Origin of the sequence: Streptomyces sp. 150FB (assembly GCF_000818195.1) — a bacterium.
Taxonomy (GTDB): Bacteria; Actinomycetota; Actinomycetes; order Streptomycetales; family Streptomycetaceae; genus Streptomyces.
Genome location: NZ_JTHL01000001.1, coordinates 5,248,041 through 5,264,668 on the forward strand (window position 1 = coordinate 5,248,041; position 16,628 = coordinate 5,264,668).

The 16,628-nt window shown below is 70.3% G+C and carries 17 protein-coding genes; 4 read left to right on the top strand and 13 right to left on the bottom strand.

All coding sequences use genetic code 11. The features are described from left to right. A partial coding sequence (locus QR77_RS22540) for a hypothetical protein (RefSeq protein ID WP_040028466.1) occupies positions 1 to 767 on the bottom strand: 767 nt, incomplete at its 3' end. 542 nt (positions 768 to 1,309) lie between these two features. Here QR77_RS22540 and QR77_RS22545 point away from each other — a divergent pair. Together QR77_RS22545 and QR77_RS22550 are read left to right on the top strand one after the other, a co-directional pair. Continuing rightward, a complete protein-coding gene (locus tag QR77_RS22545) occupies positions 1,310 to 2,179 on the top strand; it encodes a lysylphosphatidylglycerol synthase domain-containing protein (protein WP_107069108.1) in 870 nt (289 codons plus the stop codon). A 297-nt stretch (positions 2,180 to 2,476) separates the two neighbouring features. Next, positions 2,477 to 3,577, top strand: a complete 1,101-nt coding sequence (locus QR77_RS22550; protein WP_173476339.1) for an alpha/beta fold hydrolase — start codon at positions 2,477 to 2,479, stop codon at positions 3,575 to 3,577. 18 nt (positions 3,578 to 3,595) lie between these two features. Here the strand turns inward: QR77_RS22550 and cpt are convergent, their stop codons facing one another. From cpt to QR77_RS22590, 8 genes are all read right to left on the bottom strand, one after another. Continuing rightward, complete coding sequence (gene cpt, locus QR77_RS22555; protein ID WP_040023941.1) at positions 3,596 to 4,147, bottom strand: chloramphenicol phosphotransferase CPT; 552 nt, start codon at positions 4,145 to 4,147, stop codon at positions 3,596 to 3,598. Between the two features lie 21 nt (positions 4,148 to 4,168). Next, complete coding sequence (locus tag QR77_RS22560) at positions 4,169 to 4,921, bottom strand: phytanoyl-CoA dioxygenase family protein (protein ID WP_040023943.1); 753 nt, start codon at positions 4,919 to 4,921, stop codon at positions 4,169 to 4,171. Positions 4,922 to 4,992: 71 nt separating this feature from the next. Next, entirely contained in the window at positions 4,993 to 5,511 is a 519-nt protein-coding gene (locus QR77_RS22565) for an AAA family ATPase (protein ID WP_040023945.1), read from the bottom strand. An 80-nt stretch (positions 5,512 to 5,591) separates the two neighbouring features. After that, positions 5,592 to 6,725, bottom strand: coding sequence for a methyltransferase domain-containing protein (locus tag QR77_RS22570; RefSeq protein ID WP_040023946.1), 1,134 nt, complete (start codon positions 6,723 to 6,725; stop codon positions 5,592 to 5,594). A gap of 246 nt (positions 6,726 to 6,971) precedes the next feature. Beyond that, positions 6,972 to 7,607 (bottom strand): hypothetical protein, encoded by a 636-nt coding sequence (locus QR77_RS42350; RefSeq protein WP_052488976.1) that lies wholly within the window; start codon positions 7,605 to 7,607, stop codon positions 6,972 to 6,974. A gap of 46 nt (positions 7,608 to 7,653) precedes the next feature. Beyond that, positions 7,654 to 7,947: a transcriptional regulator gene (locus QR77_RS22580; protein WP_201778821.1), complete on the bottom strand. Its 294-nt coding sequence runs from the start codon at positions 7,945 to 7,947 to the stop codon at positions 7,654 to 7,656. Next, complete coding sequence (locus QR77_RS22585; protein WP_052488977.1) at positions 7,944 to 8,615, bottom strand: hypothetical protein; 672 nt, start codon at positions 8,613 to 8,615, stop codon at positions 7,944 to 7,946. The genes QR77_RS22580 and QR77_RS22585 overlap by 4 nt, the downstream gene beginning before the upstream one ends. A 57-nt stretch (positions 8,616 to 8,672) precedes the next feature. After that, positions 8,673 to 9,941, bottom strand: coding sequence for an alpha/beta hydrolase (locus QR77_RS22590; protein WP_078877020.1), 1,269 nt, complete (start codon positions 9,939 to 9,941; stop codon positions 8,673 to 8,675). A 36-nt stretch (positions 9,942 to 9,977) separates the two neighbouring features. On the opposite strand from QR77_RS22590, the gene QR77_RS22595 reads away from it, so the two are divergent. Then, on the top strand, positions 9,978 to 10,541 hold the full coding sequence (locus QR77_RS22595) for a helix-turn-helix domain-containing protein (RefSeq protein ID WP_040023948.1): 564 nt from the start codon (positions 9,978 to 9,980) through the stop codon (positions 10,539 to 10,541). A gap of 463 nt (positions 10,542 to 11,004) precedes the next feature. Here the strand turns inward: QR77_RS22595 and QR77_RS22600 are convergent, their stop codons facing one another. Further along, complete coding sequence (locus tag QR77_RS22600) at positions 11,005 to 11,850, bottom strand: hypothetical protein (RefSeq protein ID WP_160310943.1); 846 nt, start codon at positions 11,848 to 11,850, stop codon at positions 11,005 to 11,007. 287 nt (positions 11,851 to 12,137) lie between these two features. On the opposite strand from QR77_RS22600, the gene QR77_RS22605 reads away from it, so the two are divergent. After that, a complete protein-coding gene (locus QR77_RS22605) occupies positions 12,138 to 13,325 on the top strand; it encodes a twin-arginine translocation signal domain-containing protein (RefSeq protein WP_078877024.1) in 1,188 nt (395 codons plus the stop codon). Between the two features lie 320 nt (positions 13,326 to 13,645). Here the strand turns inward: QR77_RS22605 and QR77_RS22610 are convergent, their stop codons facing one another. From QR77_RS22610 to QR77_RS22620, 3 genes are read right to left on the bottom strand one after another with little or no spacing between them, the layout of a single operon-like run. Further along, positions 13,646 to 14,512 (bottom strand): ABC transporter ATP-binding protein, encoded by an 867-nt coding sequence (locus QR77_RS22610; protein ID WP_052488978.1) that lies wholly within the window; start codon positions 14,510 to 14,512, stop codon positions 13,646 to 13,648. After that, positions 14,512 to 15,606 carry an iron chelate uptake ABC transporter family permease subunit gene (locus QR77_RS22615; protein WP_040023950.1) on the bottom strand — a complete coding sequence of 365 codons (1,095 nt, stop codon included), beginning with the start codon at positions 15,604 to 15,606 and terminating at the stop codon, positions 14,512 to 14,514. The genes QR77_RS22610 and QR77_RS22615 overlap by 1 nt, the downstream gene beginning before the upstream one ends. Next, positions 15,603 to 16,595: an iron ABC transporter permease gene (locus QR77_RS22620; RefSeq protein WP_040028473.1), complete on the bottom strand. Its 993-nt coding sequence runs from the start codon at positions 16,593 to 16,595 to the stop codon at positions 15,603 to 15,605. The genes QR77_RS22615 and QR77_RS22620 overlap by 4 nt, the downstream gene beginning before the upstream one ends. Positions 16,596 to 16,628 lie beyond the last annotated feature (33 nt).

Below are 16,628 nucleotides of genomic sequence, written 5' to 3' on the forward strand. Positions count from 1 at the left end.
GCCGCTCGGGCGCGGACCGCCTCGGGTGGTAGTCCGGCCCGGGGCCGGGCGGGGGCCGGTTCGCCTCGGCAGGGGCCGCATTCGCCGTCGGGCAGGGCCTCCGGGCGGTCGGGCGCGCCGCACTTCGCGCACTCCAGGACGCGCAGGGCCGGGCGTGGCGCGCGTACCGGTTCCGGGGGGAGCTTGGCGGTCAGCCGGTTGCGGGCCAGCCCCGCCGGGCTGTGGACCGGGAACGGCAGGCCGCCGGTGAGGGCGCGTACGAGGTCGCTTTCGGTGGCGTCCCTGGCGAACCACTCGGCCACCAGCGGCTCCAGCGTCACGCAGTCGGCCGCCGACAGCGACATCGCCGGTTCCGTGCGCCCGAGCGCGGCCAGCAGGATGTAGGCGCGGGAGCGGGTCTGGCGGCGGGCGCGCAGTTGCTCGGCCGGCAGGTCGCCCGCCACGAACGCCGCCCACCACCCGTTGTCGCGTGGCGTACGCGAGAACCACGTACGAGTGACCCAGCGCCCGCTGCCTGACCCGGGCAGGTGCTCCTTGCCGTGCCGCAGGTGCCCGGTCCCGCGCAGGCACCGCAGGGCCGTACTCATCGCGCACTGCCCGTACGGCAGCAGCTTGGCCAGCGCTTTCACCGACATCTCGGCGCCTTCGGGGAGCCTGTCGATGTACGCGGCGATGGCCGCCTCGCGCGGCGGCAGGTGCGCGAAATCGCTCGCTGTACGGGGTAGTTGACCGGGTGTCGAACGTTTGCCGTAGCCCGGACTCGCCATCGGGGGCGTGTCAGCGTGCGTGCCTACGTGCGCCGAAGTCGAAGGATCACTAAACTGAGTCTCAGCCATGGGGTCGCCGATTTCGATCTCGTTGGTTAAGCCCCCGCAGGTGTTTGCCGCACCGGGCGGGGGCTGATCTCGTCTCTGGGCACGCTAGACCGTCGACACCGTGCGTTGCAAACCAGTCACACAAAGCCAACGTCCCAGGTAGGGCGGGTGGGTGGGAAGCAGACCCACCTACCAATCCTTGTTAAGAGGGCCCGAAGCGTGAGGCTTGAGACCCGGGAAACCATCCCCCGGCCGTTCCCTCCCCGACGCCCAACCGTCCACTGATCGTCGGACGTACGACGCCGGGAAGTCCCGCCGCCCAAGGGAGACTTGCCGCGAGTGCAGGCACTCGACGAGCAGGGACGACCGCGACCATGGCCTTGGCCCGACCCACACTTCCCCCGCCTACGCGAAGGTCGCGACGGTCGCGACGTTCCGCGTGGCCGTGGCGTCAGATCGCCTGCGCCGTGCCGATCGTCGCTGTCGGGTTCTGGATGGCCTGGCACTGGCCCGTCATCGAGTCCGGCGGCCGTCAACTCCTCGGGGCCGACCGCTCCTGGCTGCTCGCCGCGCTGGCGGCCACCGTCCTCGGCTGGGTCGCTGTCTCCTTCAGCAGGCAGGGCACCGTCATCGAATCGCTGCCCGCCGGGCGGCTGTTCGCGGCGCAGTTCGCCGCCGGCGCGGCAAACCACCTTCTCCCGGCGGGGCTTGGCGCGGGCGCGGTCAACCTGCGCTTCTTCCGGCGCTGCGGGCTCCCGGCCGGCAGGTCGTCGGCCGCGCTCGCGCTCTATCTGCTCGCCGAGTCGGTGGGGCGCGTGCTGCTGCTCCTGATCCTGCTGGCCGTCTTCCCGGGCGCCCTGCGCCTGGACACGCTCATCCCGAGCGGCGCCGTGCTCCCGCTGGTGCTGACGGCGGCCGGTGCGGCGGGCGCGGTGGTGCTGGTCGTACTGGCGGTACGGCCGCTGCGCCGGGTCACCGTCACGTTCCTCGGCACCGCGCTCACCGACGTCCGCTCCCTGCACACCAAACCGGCGCGCGCACTGGCCCTTTGGGGCGGTTCGCTGGCCTTCCCCGCCCTCCAGGCCGCCGGACTGGTCGCTGTCGCGCTGGCCCTGCGGATACCGGTGCCGGTCGCGTACGTCGCGATCGCCTACCTCGCCGCCAGCGTCGCGGCGGCGGCGATCCCGACCCCCGGCGGCCTGGGCTCGGTGGACGCCGCGCTGGTGGTGGCGCTGGTGACGGTCGGAGCCTCGGTCGCGCCCGCGACGTCGGCGGTGCTCGGCTTCCGGATCATCACGGTGTGGATGCCGCTGGTGCCGGGCGCGCTGACGCTGGGGGCGCTGGTGCGCTGGAAGGTGGTCTGAGGGCGCGGCGGGCTCGGGTGTGAGCGGGGCGAGTACGGCATGGTGCCGTGTCGACGCCGTCGATACGCTCGAACCCACGCAGAAGGTAGGGAACAGCCCTGTGACGCATCTGCTCGGATCCTTCACCACCCGCAGAACAGGCTTTAGGCCCCTGCGCCGCCGCCTGCGCCTTCGCCTTCGTACGGGAACGCTGCTCGCCTCGACGCTGATGGCCGGCCTCGGCACCCTCGCGGCCGCCGGACCGGGTACGGCTACGGCTGCGCCCGCTCCCGTACCCCGACTGACCGGCCCGCACGCGTGCGTTCCCGTCCAGCCCGGTTTCACCTGCTCGACCCTCCCCCGGGTCAGGCCGGGGTCGTCGCCGCGACGTCGACGGCGGCCGAGCGGCTGCCCGAGCTGCGGAAGGACTACCGGCTCGTCACCGTCGACCAGCGCGGCACGGGCGCCCTCGGCGCGCTGAACTGCCCGAAACTCCAGGCCCAGACGGGCAGTTCCGACATCGCCACCCCCAGCAGGGACGCGGTCCAGGAGTGCGCGGGCATCCTCGGCGCCACCGCGCGGTTCTACGGCACCGATCAGACGGTCGCCGATCTGGACCAACTGCGGCAGGCGCTCGGGGTTCGGAAGATGGTGATCGACGGTACGTCGTACGGTTCGACCGTCGCGGCGCGGTACGCGATCGCCCACCCGGCCAACACCCGCAAGGTCGTGCTGGATTCGGTCCTGCCGCACCACCTGACGGCGGCCGATTCCTTCTACCTGACCGGTCTCACGGCCGAGGCGCGCGTCCTGCGCGACGCCTGCGCCACTGCCCCGGCCTGCGGCTTCGACCCGACCTTCCGGAACCCGGACGTACCCGGCATGCCCGCAGGCGTCGGTGACGCCATCGGCGCCGTGCACGCGGCGGCGGGCGGCGACCGGACCGGGCTCGACGCCCTGCTGACGACGCTGGCACCGGGCGGCGACGACGTCGCGCGGTTCAGCAGCGGTCTGCACGCGGCGACCGTCTGCTCCGACTTCCGCTTCCCGTGGGGCGACTCGTCCACCCCGGTGGCCGGGCGCCGGGCCGCTCTGGACAGGGCCGAGGCGACGCTGGCCCAGGCCCGGACCTTCCCGTACACGCCTGGTGTCGCCACGCACCAGGGCTTCGTACAGACCTGCCTCCCCTGGCCGGCCGAGAAGCCTGGCTCGAACCCGGGCGGCAGACTGCCGAACGTTCCCGTACTGCTGCTGAGCGGGACCCACGACCTGTCCACCCCCACCGAGTGGGCCCGGCAGGAACTGGCCCAGGCGCCGCAGGGGAAGCTCGTCATCGTCCCCGGTGCCTCGCACTCCATCCAGAACCGCGAGACGGGCCGGGTCGGCCGCGACGCGGTGATCGCTTTCCTCGAACCGTGACCGATCAGTCGCGGCTGATCAGTGGGAGCCCAGGTGCGCGGCGACGACCCGGGCGCACTCCAGGGATTCGGTACGGGTGGTGTCCACCTCCAGGTCGTAGCGCACCCCGCGATGCGCCGCCTCGGCCTGGGACGCGGCCATTCCGGCGATCCGGTCGCCCCGGGCGATCTCGCGGCCCGCGGCGACCGCGCTCTCGCACCGCACACCGACCCACAGGGCGCGCACCGGCTGTGCTCCGCCGAGGGCGTTCAACCAGCGCTGCTGTGCCGTGGCGCCGCTGAGGAAGACCTCGTCGACGATGACGCGCGCGCCGGAGCGCGCCATCGCCACGAGCCCCTCGATCCAGGCCGCTTCGAGCAGCCGGAACGCGGGACCGACGACGATCTCGCCGTCAGGGCCGAACGAGATGCCGCTGGTCGTGCCTTCCGGTCCTGGCGTACGCAGGGCCGCGGGCAACGCGTCGACGAACGTGTCGACGCCGAACGTCAGCCAGGGGTCCGGCAGAACGGCCTGGAGGCATCGCGCCAGACCTGACTTCCCCGAGCTGGAGCCGCCGTTGAGGAAGATCATCCGCGTGGTCACTCGGTCACCCTAGTCCCGGAACTCGGTGAGGGGATCGGTGACGGTCTCGCGCCACCGGTCCCGGTGACCGTCCGCCTGGAGACGGTAGTAAATCGTCTCGCGCCGCTCCCCGCCGACCGCGCCCACATGGTCGCCGATGTTGTGCGCGAGCAGATAGTGCGCGAACAGCACGCTCCCCGCCCTGCCCATCACCTGGGTGGGCTCGCCGAGTTCGATCTCCGGATACGGTCCCGGATTCATCTCCTCCGGCCGGGTGAGCGCGTCGGCGCCATGCTCTGCCAGATACGCGCCGAACCGCAGATGCGTGCCCGGCCACACCCACAGGTTGCCGTGGTGCCGCTCGCTGTGGTCCGTCAGCCATACGCCGGCCAGCATCGAGAACGTACCCGGACGCCCGTCTGGCTCGGCGGGCGACAGGCCGTCGACATGCGGGCCCCCGGGGTGGTTCGGCCAGGGCGGGACCGTCAGGGCCACCTGCGCGGACCGCGGGTCCTCGGGAGCGCGGTCGGGGCGCAGCAGTTGGGAGGCGAGCGCGCCGATCCCCGCCTGCTGGTAGAGGTCGAGCAACGGGTGGTCCGCCGCCCTGAACCGGGGCCACAGGAAGTACGGCCCCGCGTGGTCCTCGGCGTACGGCTTCTTCGCCAGCATCGCGTCGACCACCCGGCGCCCGCGCGCGAGGTGTTCGGCGCTCAGTACGTCGGGGACCACCACGAAGCCCTGTTCGCGGAAGGCTGTTCTTGTCGTGTCGGTGATGGTCGCCATGGAGGCCGAGTGAAACAAGCGGTATCGGCCACCGCAACCGAATTACGCCTGCCGCCGGCCCGCTGGAAGCGTCATACGGACCGCAGCCACGCGGCCGCCCGCCGGGGCGAGCGGAACCGTACGACACGCAGCGGCGCGAAGCCCGGATCGGTTGCGCGGCGCGCGATCTCCGTACGCCGCGAGGCGTGCTGCGACCAGGCCGACCACGCGGGGTGGTCAGCGCTGAACCAGTCGGCCAGGGCTTCCACATTGCCGCCGAAGATCCGCTCGCGGTGCAGGGTCCGGCGCGCCGACCGGCTCAGTATGCGAGGCATGACGACGGACCTCGGATAGTCCAGCCAGATCACGGTGTCGGCATGTGACCAGAGCAGGTCCCGGACTTCGGGATAGCCGTACGAGTCGAAGACCCATCCGGGGGTGGAGGCGAGCGCCGCCACCCGTCCCCGGAAATCGGGGTCGGTCGCCCAGCCGGGGCCGACGAACTTCAGCGAGTCCATCTCGTGGAAGGGCAGCCGGAGCCGCGAGGCGAGGGCCCGCGCCATCGTGGTCTTCCCCGCCCCGCTGATCCCGACAACGAGGATGCGCCGCACGTACGGAAGGGTATCCGCCGTGTGCGGGGCCGGGCCCGGGGGACCGCTTCCCGCCTGTGCGCCCCCTCTTCCCGGCGCGGTCAGCCGGGGACCACCACCGGGCCGTTCGCCGGGTCGCGGCACCAGACGAACTGCCGGTCCCGCTCCACCGTTATGCCGAAGTCGTACAGCGACGGACGGTCCAGTCCCCGCCACCACTGCTCAGCGGCTCTCACCTCTTCCAACAGCCGCCGGGGCCCGGCCTGATACGCGACGGCCGGCTCCGAAGTGCGGGCGACCACCTTCGCCCAGGACGACCGCCCGTCATTCATCCACGCGGTGACCTCCCGAACCTCGCTCCGGGTCCACGCGGTGGCGATCTGCACGTCGGGGAGTGCGACCCGGCAGGCGAAGAGCAGGTTCGTGTCGTCGTGAAGCTGCCGTACGTCCAGTCCTGGCGATGACAACTCGGCCTCCGGAGGCCGGTCCTCGCGTACCTGCCCCCAGGTCAGACGGGGTTCGGAGCCGGCCGTCGGCATGAAGGCCGCCAGCCCCCACATCCGTCCCGACGCCGACAGCCCGTCCTCCGCCACCGTGAGAGCGACATGCCCGAGGAGCCCCCAGGGGGTGACGATCCTCCCGCCGGGGCGGGTCTGCGCGATCCAGGCCCAGGGGATTTTCTCGACCGCGTACGTCGCTTCGATCCGGTCGTACGGCGCCGCGTCCGGCCAACCGCCGGTGCCGTCGCCGACATGTAAGGCGGCGTCGGCGCCCGCCGCTTCGAGCCGTACCCGAGCCGCCCTCGACAACTCGGGGTCGACCTCGACGCTGTGCACAAGGCCCGGCCCCGCGCGCCTGGCCAGCAGCGCCGCATTCCACCCGGCCCCCGAGCCCAACTCCAGGACGTGGTGGCCGGGTTCGAGCAGAAGGGCGTCGAGCATGTCGGTGACCACGGTCGGGGCCGAAAGGCTGGAGGTGGCCCGGCCTTCGGTCACTTGGGTGATCGCCGCGCTGCCGAGGTGGTCGTAGATCTCGGCCGCCCACAGGTCCTCCGCCTCCTCCCGGTCCACCGGCGCGTAACGATGGCCGTCCCAACGCCACAGCCGGTCCGGCGCGAAAAGATGTCGAGGAACGCTCTCGACGGCATCCCGGATCCACGGCGACCGCTCGGGCCAGCACCCCTGCTGATCCATGGCCGCGTCCAGGAGTTTCCGCCGCTCCTCGATCTCGGTCAACGGTGCTCCTTACTTCGGCTTCTGGTGCGTGCCGGAGGGCGGCGGAGGCGGGGGAACCTGGTGGTCGCCCTCTCCCGGCGGTCCTTCGCCCTCGGAGAGTGGCGGATCCGGTTTCTTGTGCTCGCCCATGTTTCCCCCTCGTTGATTGAGCCCGCTGAGGGAAATATGTCCGCCCGTATGCTGAATAACCGTGATCAACCGGTTTGGCAACCATACGCCAAAGCACTCTGAACAGACGGGAGTCCCTCAGGACGTACGGGCGCGCAGCAGGTACCCGCACGTCACGTACAGGCTCAGGGCCGAGCCGAAGCCGGGCAGCAGCGTCCACAGCGCGGGCGTCGACGTCAGCGGCGCCAGGGCGAGTCCGGCGAGTGCGAAGAGGCAGAGCGCGCCACCGGTGATCCAGTAGCCGGCCACATGGAACAGGCGGGCCAGCGGGAAGAAGTGGACGCCGACCGCGAGGGCGATGACAGCCGGGATCGCGTCACTGTGTCCGGTCCGGCCGAGGACGGCGGCGATGATGAAGACGCCGACCCATTCGGCGAGGACGACGAACCCGAAAGTGCGGCCCAGGGCCTTCTTCTGCTTGTCCGTGAAGCCCGCGCCGTCGGGTGCGGTGTCGGCCGCTGTCGGCGCGTTGGCCGCCGCGCGGCTCATCCGTACCGCCAGCACCACGCACACCACGGATATGACCACGGCGACGCCGAACACCACCCGCCCCGGACCGATGGGGAGGGGCGAGATGCCCGTCGCTGTCCAGCCCAACGCGAACAGGGACATGACGCCGGTACCGGCGGCCCGGCCCCGCAGTTCGGCGCGGTGAAGGCCCCCGGAAACGGGATGGGCGAGCTTCTTGGCCGGACTTGCTTCACTGGTGCTCATAGTGTTTCCCCCGTTGATGTGTGTCGGTTCGTCGGTCGTACGTGTGTCAGGGCGCCAGCAGCGCGCGCAGCGTGGCCGTGTACGTCGTGAAGGCGACCCGGCCGTCCGGTGTCAGGGCGACCTGCGTCACGGGCGTGCGGTGCCTGAACGTCTTGGTGATCTCCACATAGCCGGCGTCCTCCAGCTTGCGCAGATGCGTCGAGAGGTTCCCGGCGGTCATGTCCAGCAGTTCCTGGAGCCGGGGAAAAGTGATCAGGTCGTCGTCGGCCAGGGCGGCCAGCGCGACCGTGACCCGCAGCCTGGCCTGGGCGTGGATGACGGGGTCGAGTTCGGGGATCACGCGGCGACCCGACCGACCGCGGGACCCGAGCGCCGGAACCGGTGGTACACCGCCAGGGCGAGGAACCCGCCGCCTCCCGCGAGCGACTGCACGAGGAAGTTTCCGGGTACGCCGGCGAAGACCGCACCGGCGGCGCAGACCATGCTCCACACGCCGAGCGTGTATTGGAACATGTCCTGCCACAGCATGCCGCCCGCCAGATACAGCACCCCGGTCAGGAGCAGCGCCGACGACGACCAGAGCAGCGCCGCCTCGTCGGAGGTCAGCCCGTGCCGGATCAGCGCGCCGTTCACCGCGAACAGGCAGCCGAAACCGAGCGTCCAGCTCCACCCGTACAGCACTCCGACCGAACGCGAGGGGCCGCTGACCCCGCGCCCGGTCCTGAGCCCGTACGCGAGGGACCAGACGAGCGCGCCCAGCAGGAGCACCGCCGGGACGGCCGTACCCACCCAGCCCGGGATCAACCGGTCGTCGCCGTGGGCCAGATACGAGGCGCCGAAGCCGACGAGCCAGGCGACGCCCCACACGGAGAAGAACTGGGCGGGGTTGGTGCGCACCTGACGCCGCACATCCCGGAGCCCGGTGTCGATGAGTGCGAGGGACTCACTCGCACTCAGGGGCTCGGAGCCGTCGGCATCGGTCTCATCGTTCGCTGCTTCGTCGCTCACAACTACTTTGTAGCGCAAAGTCGATGGTGCTGCCAACCCGAATTCGTCCGCAACCTGTCATCGCGTCAGCCAGGTCGCGATCTCGTCGACCACCGCGGGGTCGACATGTCCTGGCCGCGCGTACTCCGCCGGGGTCGGGTGGCCGCTGCCGGGGAAGAAGAAGTGATTGACGTCCTGGTGGATCCGGATCGCCACCTCGGGCCGGTGTCCCAGGCCGCTCCGCCAGCGCGTCAGGTCGTCGGCGACGGTCACTTGGTAGTCCCGCCCGCCCTGAAGGATCAGCATCGGGCAGCCCAGTCCGGCCGCCGTGGCCACCGGGTCGTAGGAGCGCAGATCGAGCCAGTAGGCGGCGGAGAACCCCAGCGGCAGCAGCTCTGACGGAGTGTCAGGTACGAGTTCGGGCCCCGCCACCACCGCGGCCTGCCGGACGAGCGCCGACACCGCTTCGTCCGCGCTCGGACCGGGGGCCAGCGCAGCGAGATGGCGCGCCACCCGCACGGCTGCCTCGTGCATCGGCTGCGCGTCGGCGGCGAGCAGCACCAGGCCGGCGACCGACGGTTCGGCGGCGGCGATCCGGGGCGCCACCTTGCCGCCCATGCTGTGACCGACCAGGGAGATCCGCTCAGGATCAACCCCGGCCTGCTCCCGGAGCAGCCGGACTGCGGCGAGCGCGGGCGGCAGGTACTCGTCTGCCATGGTGAGGTCCGGCGGCAGGCGGTCGGGGTGCGCGAAGGTCGCCTTGTCGAAGCGGAGTGCGGCCACCCCTCGGGTGGCGAGCCCCCAGGCGAGGTCCTTGAGCGGCTTGTTCGGCCCGCTGCTCCCGTCCCGGTCGAACGCGCCGCCACCACCGAGCAGCACCACGCCGGGCCACGGTCCCGCCCCGAGCGGCACGCTGAGCGTGCCGGGCACGGCGAGCGGCCCCGTCCCGAGCGTGACGTCCCGCTCGGTGAACCGGTCCTCCCGCGCGTAGCGCGGCGGCTGCCACGCGGCGTCACCGTACGGATCGATCCTGAGCCCCTGCAACAGCCCGTCGTCGCCGACCGATATGACCACGGTGAAGCTGCCGTCGACGCAGGTCACCGGCGTACGTACGCGCACCGGGCCGGCCTCGCCGGCCTCGCCGGCCTCGCTGACCGGTTCCCCGACCGCCCTGACCCCGCCGCGTCCGGCAGCCTCGGCGGTCCAGGCGAGCCGCAGCGCTTCGGCGGAGACCGCGGCCCGCAGTGGGGGAGCGAAGAGCCCGGCGATCTCGTCGAAACGCTCTGCCCGCAGCAGCGCGGCGAAGCCCCGCGCTGTCTCCCGTACCCCGTCAGCATCCATTCGCATAATTGAGAAAGGTAGCAGTCATGGGAACGTTCAGTCATGGACCCCCTGAACCTTCTGGCCCACCCCATCCGGCTGCGGATCGTCCACGCGATGGGCGGCGGACGACTGCTGACGACCGCTCAACTCCGCACACGCATCCCGGAGGCGTCCCAGGCCACCGTCTACCGGCACATCGAACTGCTGCTGGAAGGCGGGGTGCTGGAGGTGGCGGAGGAACGCCGGGTGCGCGGCGCGATGCAACGGCACTACCGGCTGCGCCAGGACCGGGCCGTGATCGGCTCCGAGCTGGCCCGCTCGCTCACCCCCGAGGACCACCGGCAGGCGTTCGCCACCGCGATGACGGCACTGCTGGCCGAGTTCAGCGGCTACCTGGACCGCGAAGGGTCCGACCCGGTGGCCGACCAGGTCGGCTACCGGCAGCACGCGCTCTGGCTCAGCCCGGCGGAACTGGACCAGATGATCGCCGAGTTGCGCGCCGCCATCGCACCAAGGCTGGCAAACCCCCAGACCCCCGAGCGGGCGCAGTACCTGCTGAGCCCCATCCACTTCCCGGTGGAAGCCCCGCAACGAGATGCCGACCAGCCGGCGACCGAAGCCTAAGAACTCATATCATTTGGTTCTCCCGAAAGCCGAGTCATGTGGTGGACGCGTGCCTCATTGCGTGGCTTGGGTCGAGAGCGAAGCCGAGCGACTTGTAGAAAGCGACCACATACGCCGGCCGAGACAGAAGCCTTGATGGGCGGGGTGTACCGCGACATCAACGATGATCGGCAGGCGGCATCCAGTGGTGAACCCCAGTTCACCGCCGCTCGCAGGTGGTTGTAGTCGTAGCCTTTGTCGGCGCGGCCCTCGACAAGAGCGGATGGGCGGGATTCCACGGACAAGGCAAGTCCGGCCCTCACTCACCGCGAGGACCGGGATCACTTGCACTACGCATCAAGGGTGGCTTTTCGCGATGGCATCTGCTCTGGCGCGGGCGGCACCGCTTCCTGCCGTCCGGATCCCCAAGGAAGCAGCCGATGGGGATGATGAGCGCTGCACATGTGCGAGAGGGGCAAAGCCCTTAAAGATTCGCCAGCAGCGCGTCCGTGAGGCGGTCAGCCTCCCGTGGAGAGCGCCGGAGAAACAGGTCCGGTTCGATGAGTTCGAGCTCCATCACCACAGGCTCGCCGTTCATGCGAACCAGGTCAACGCGGGCCGCGTGCACTGGTGCTGGTGAGCAGGCCAGCGCGGACTCGGCCACCTCCAGCTCGCGGGTGGTCGCCTTGTGTTCTTCCAGCCGGCCCCCGTGACTTTCCTGCACGAGGAAGCCACCGGCCGCCGGGACTTTCCGTACCGAGTGTGACCACTTGTTGCCGATTTTGACGAGTGAAATCTCTCCCTCGGTAGCGATGCTTTCTACAACCGGTTGAATGAGCACGTCCCCTTTGGAGAGGAGATCCGCCAGCGTTCCTTCAAGGTCGCGCCCCGGGCCGAGGTATGCCCCCCGCCCGCCTGCCGCGACTGCCGGCTTCATCACCACGGGATCCGGTCCCAGCGGATCGTGCGGGCTACCGGCGTGAATGAACGTAGTGGGCACAACCGGTATTCCGGCACGGGTAAGCTCGACCAGGTAGCGCTTGTGGGAATTCCACTCCATCACCGCGAGAGGGTTCTGCAACACGGTCACAGCATCCATGTGCTTCGCCCAGGCCAGGAACTCGTCACGTCGCCAGGTGTAATCCCAGGCGGTCCGGACCGTCACAAGATCCACCGTGCTCCAGCCGGCAACCTTCTCCGGGGCATCCCATGCTTCGACACGCGCGTTCACGCCCCGTTCGGTCAGCGCAGCCAAAAGCAACAGGTTCTCAGATTCGGCGCTTTCGGACCGTTCTTGAGTACTCGCAATAATTACTGTCGGCTTAATCACCAGGGCAGCTTCTCCCAAGGCTCCTTTGTGAAGCAAGCTGGAGCAGTAGAGCCGGAGCGGCGAGCGTGCCCGAGCATCGGCTCGCGACCCCTGGCCGACGACCGGAGCCCAAAACGTACAGCCGCGCTAGCCTCGCTCAACTTCGCACAGCTCTGACCGGCGACCCCGGGGAAATTTCGTTCACCATGCGGTCATGCTGCCGCCGTAGTGGCGCAAACTCGCCCATTTAGCGTTGGCAGCCACTCTGCGGGCCCGATTCGTCCGCCTGTGCACCAAATGGAGCCAGCATGGAAGCTTTGACGAGAAGGAATTTCATCGGCGGACTCGCCCTGGCCGGCGTGGCCGTGGCGATACCCGCGACAGCGGGACCCGCGCAAGCAGCACCCAAGGCCGCATCAGACTCCGAGACATGGCAGTTGATCGGCAAGGACGTGTTCACCGGCGACGCCGAGGGTTCGCGCGGCCAGGGCGTCACCACCGACGGCAGTCACTGGTACTTCTCCAGCAGCAACGGGCTGGAGATCACCGACATGAAATACAACACCGTCCTCAAGACCTCACCGGCGATTCCGGCCGAACTGGCCAACCCCTCGCAGCTTTCCTCCAAGGGCCTGAACCACATCGGTGATCTGGACTACGCCAACGGCCACCTCTACATCCCTCTCGACAGCAGCACGTCCGACCCGGGCAGTCCCCACGAGTACCCCTACGAATACAACACACCGGTGTTCGCCCTCTACAAGGCCGGCGATCTGACCTTCACCGGCCGCGCAACTGCCTTGGACGCGCACGGCGTTCACGACATCGCGAGCTGGGTGGCCGTCGATGCCGAGAAGGGCCTCGCCTACGGCATGGCCTATGCGGACGCGACCCAAATCGCCGTCTACCGCCTGTCCGACTTCACCTTCAAGAAGTACATCTCGATCTCGCAGCCGATCAACGAAGCCCAGGGCGGCAAAGTCCACCAGGGCTGGATGTACTTCTCCTGCAACGACGCGGAGCAGACCATCGCCCGCGCCAACCTGAAGACCGGCGAAGTCCAGGTGCTCTTCAATCTCACGGTCCCTTACCCCCAAGAGGTCGAGGGCCTGGCATTCCTGGAGACACGGGACGGTCTGACTCTCAATATCCTCAACCGGGAGCAGCCCGATCCGAACGGCCCCAGCAACGTCACCTTCTACCACTATCTGCTACAGACGCAGGGCAAGCCGGTTATCAAGGGCACGCCCGAGGTCGGCAACTACCTGACGGCGAACCCGGGCAAGTGGACCCCGGCTCCGAGATTCAGCTATCAGTGGCTCTTGAACGGCACCCCGATAGTGCACGCCACCGGCCACCGGTTCGACCTCCTCGGCAAGTACCGCGGGGACAAGGTGACCGTGGAGGTGACCGGCACCTGGCCCGACGGGACGTCGACGACCGTCGAGTCCGCGCCGGTGAAGGTCCGGAACGCCACCCCCGCGACGTCAAACTGACCGCCCCGGAGGAGCAGGTACGGGCAGCCACGGCCGACGGAGGGTGACGGGGTCGTAGGAGGTACGTGTCCGGACGCTAACGTGAGATTTGCGGCGCACGACCGCCCCAGACAAAACATCCGGGGTCACGACGCCGTAAATCACACGTCCGGACATGTGCCTCCGGAGGCCCCGGCGCCCGGCCCACGCGCAACCGGCCGCTACCAACGCACCGCAAACCAGGCACCGCAACCAACGCACCGCAACCAACGCACCGCCAAACCCACGTCTCCCCGCCGGAAGGCGAACCGCACCCACGCCCGCCCCCCGCGAGACGACCGTCAACGGCCGCCCGCCGCGAGGCGCACCGCCCCCGGCCGGTACGGCGCCCCCGGCACCACCAGCGGCGAGCCCGTCACCGGATCCGGGATCACGACGGACTCCAGCCCGAAGACTTCACGTACCAACTCCGCCGTCACCACCTCCGCCGGGCTGCCCTCCGCCACGATCCGCCCCTCCTTCATCGCGACCAGGTGATCCGCGTACCGCGCCGCCTGGTTGAGGTCGTGCAGCACGATCACCACCGTCCGCCCCTGGTCGTGGTTGAGGCGGCGTACCAGGTCGAGCACCTCCACCTGGTGGGCGATGTCCAGGAACGTGGTCGGTTCGTCCAGCAGCAGCAGGTCCGTCTCCTGCGCCAGGGACATCGCGATCCATACGCGCTGCCGCTGTCCGCCCGACAGTTCGTCCACCGACCGCTCGGCCAGCTCCGTCACGTCCGTACGTTCCATCGCGTCCGTGACCGCACGCTCGTCCGCGTCCGACCACTGCTGCCACCAGTGCTGGTGCGGCTGGCGCCCCCGCGAAACCAGGTCGGCGACCGTGATGGCCTCCGGCGCCACCGGCGACTGCGGCAGCAGGCCGATCGACTGCGCGATCTTCTTCGTCGGGATCTTCGCCAGCTCCTCGCCGTCCAGCAGCACCGATCCGCCCCGCGGCTTCAGCAGCCGCCCGAGCGCCCGCAGGGTGGTCGACTTGCCGCAGGCGTTGGGGCCGACGATCACCGTCACCCGTCCGTCGGGAACGGCCAGGTCGAGATCGTGGACGACCGTGCGTTCCTCGTACGCGAGCGTCAGCTCCTGAGCGACGAGCCTGCTTGCGCTGGGCCCGCTTGCGCTGGGCCCGCTTGCGTTGAGCTTGCCGCTCATCACTTACCTCCAGTGGTACGGCTACGGATGATGAGCCAGATCAGGTACGGGGCGCCCACCGCCGCCGTCAGCACACCCACCGGCAGCTCCGTCGGCGCCAGCACCACCCGGGCCAGCAGGTCGCCCAGCACCACGATCACCGCGCCCAGCAGCGCCGAGCAGAGCAGCGGGATCTGTGCCGTACGGGTCAGCCGCCGCGCGATCTGCGGCGCGAGCAGCGCCACGAAGTCGACCGGGCCCGCCGCCCCCGTCGCGACCGACGCCAGCACCACGCCGAGGACGACGAGTCCGAGCCGTACGCGCCCGAGCCGTACGCCCAGCGCCGTGGCCGTGTCGTCGTCCATGGAGACCGTTCGCTGCGCGTACGCCGCCCATGCCAGCGCCGGGGACAGCACGATCAGCACGATCAGGAGCGGTGTCGCCTCGTCGTAACCGCGGCCGTTGAGCGAGCCCGTCATCCAGACCTGGGCCTGCTGGGCGACGAGTACGTCCCCCTTGGTCATGAAGAGCGTGATGATGGACCGCAGCGCGATCGCGAAGCCGATGCCGATCAGCACGAAGCGGGTGGCGTGCAGCCCGCCGCGCCAGGCGAACGCGTACACGAGCGCCGCGGCGCCGAGACCGCCGACGACCGAGAGGTACGGCAGGACCGTGTACGACGTGACGCCGAACGTCATCGCGCCGACCGTCAGCGCGCCCGCGCCCTGGCTGATGCCGATGATGTCGGGGCTGGCGAGCGGGTTGCGCGCGACGGTCTGGATCAGCCCGCCGGAGATGCCGAACGCGACGCCGACGAGCAGCCCGAGCACCATGCGCGGCAGCCGGAGCGTGCCGACGACCAGGGTGTCCGACGACGGCTGTCCGAAGATCACCTTCAGGACTTCCACCGGCTGTACGAAGCTCTCGCCGATACAGAGGTACGCGACGCACACGAGCGCCAGCAGGACGGCGAGCGATCCGGCGGTGACCGCCGCGCGCCGGTGGAGCAGGAACGAGCCGCGTCCGCCCCGTACGAGCGCGTAGCCCGCCGGGCGTACGCCGGGGCGTACCGCCTGGCGTGCGGTGTCGCGTTCCAAGGGACGGGCTGTCGTCATGCCGGTACCGCCTTCCTGCGTACGAGAGCGACCAGGAACGGCACCCCGAGCAGCGCCGTCATCACACCGGCCGGCACCTCGCTCGGCGGGAAGACGATCCGCCCGATGACGTCGGACACGAGCAGCATGACGGGCCCGATCAGCGCGGCCATCGGCAGCACCCAGCGGTGGTCGGTGCCGACGATCGCGCGCGCGATGTGCGGTACGGCGAGCCCCACGAAAGCGATCGGGCCCGCGGCGGCGACCCCGGCCCCGGTGAGCAGGGTCGCGCCGATGCCCCCCACGACGCGTACGACGGCGACGTTCTGGCCGAGGCCCTTCGCCACGTCGTCGCCGAGTGCCAGCGCGTCGAGTCCGCGCGCGACGGACAGCACGAGCACGGCGCCGATCAGCAGGAACGGCCAGACCTGGCCCACCACTCCGGCGTCGCGGCCGGCGACCGATCCCACCTGCCAGAAGCGGAACTCCTCCAGCGTCGACGAACTGGTCGTCAGCACCCCCTGGGTCACCGACACCAGCAGCGCGTTGATCGCCGCGCCGCCGAGGGCGAGTTTCACGGGTGTCGCGCCGCCGCGCCCGCTGGAGGCGATCGCGTACACCGCCACCGAGGCGACGGCCGCGCCTGCGAACGCGAACCACACATAGCCGGAGAGCGTGTGCACCCCGACGACGGAGATCGCGAGCACCACGCCCACGGACGAGCCCTGGCTGATGCCGAGGATGCCGGGGTCGGCGATGGGGTTACGGGTGATGCCCTGGAGCGTCGTGCCCGCGAGGGCGAGGGCGGCGCCGACCATCAGGCCGATCACCGTGCGCGGTACGCGGAGTTGGCGTACGACCTCGGCGTCGGGGCTGTGCCCGCCGTGGAAGATCGCGTCGATGACGGTCCCCGGCGCGACGGCGCGCGCGCCGACGGCGAGGCTCAGGAGGACGGCGAGCAGCACGGCCACAACGGCTCCGGCCGTCCAGGCGATACGGCGGACGACCAGCGCGCGCCGGGCGCTCGGCGGCGACGGCGGAGG

Excerpts from the sequence above, each read along its gene's own strand:
- QR77_RS22545 (WP_107069108.1), top strand. The coding sequence starts at position 1,310 with ATGGCCTGGCACTGGCCCGTCATCGAGTCCGGCGGCCGTCAACTCCTC.
- cpt (WP_040023941.1), bottom strand. The coding sequence starts at position 4,147 with ATGATCTTCCTCAACGGCGGCTCCAGCTCGGGGAAGTCAGGTCTGGCG.
- QR77_RS22560 (WP_040023943.1), bottom strand. The coding sequence starts at position 4,921 with ATGGCGACCATCACCGACACGACAAGAACAGCCTTCCGCGAACAGGGC.
- QR77_RS42350 (WP_052488976.1), bottom strand. The coding sequence starts at position 7,607 with ATGAGCACCAGTGAAGCAAGTCCGGCCAAGAAGCTCGCCCATCCCGTT.
- QR77_RS22590 (WP_078877020.1), bottom strand. The coding sequence starts at position 9,941 with ATGCGAATGGATGCTGACGGGGTACGGGAGACAGCGCGGGGCTTCGCC.
- QR77_RS22595 (WP_040023948.1), top strand. The coding sequence starts at position 9,978 with ATGGACCCCCTGAACCTTCTGGCCCACCCCATCCGGCTGCGGATCGTC.
- QR77_RS22605 (WP_078877024.1), top strand. The coding sequence starts at position 12,138 with ATGGAAGCTTTGACGAGAAGGAATTTCATCGGCGGACTCGCCCTGGCC.
- QR77_RS22610 (WP_052488978.1), bottom strand. The coding sequence starts at position 14,512 with ATGAGCGGCAAGCTCAACGCAAGCGGGCCCAGCGCAAGCGGGCCCAGC.
- QR77_RS22615 (WP_040023950.1), bottom strand. The coding sequence starts at position 15,606 with ATGACGACAGCCCGTCCCTTGGAACGCGACACCGCACGCCAGGCGGTA.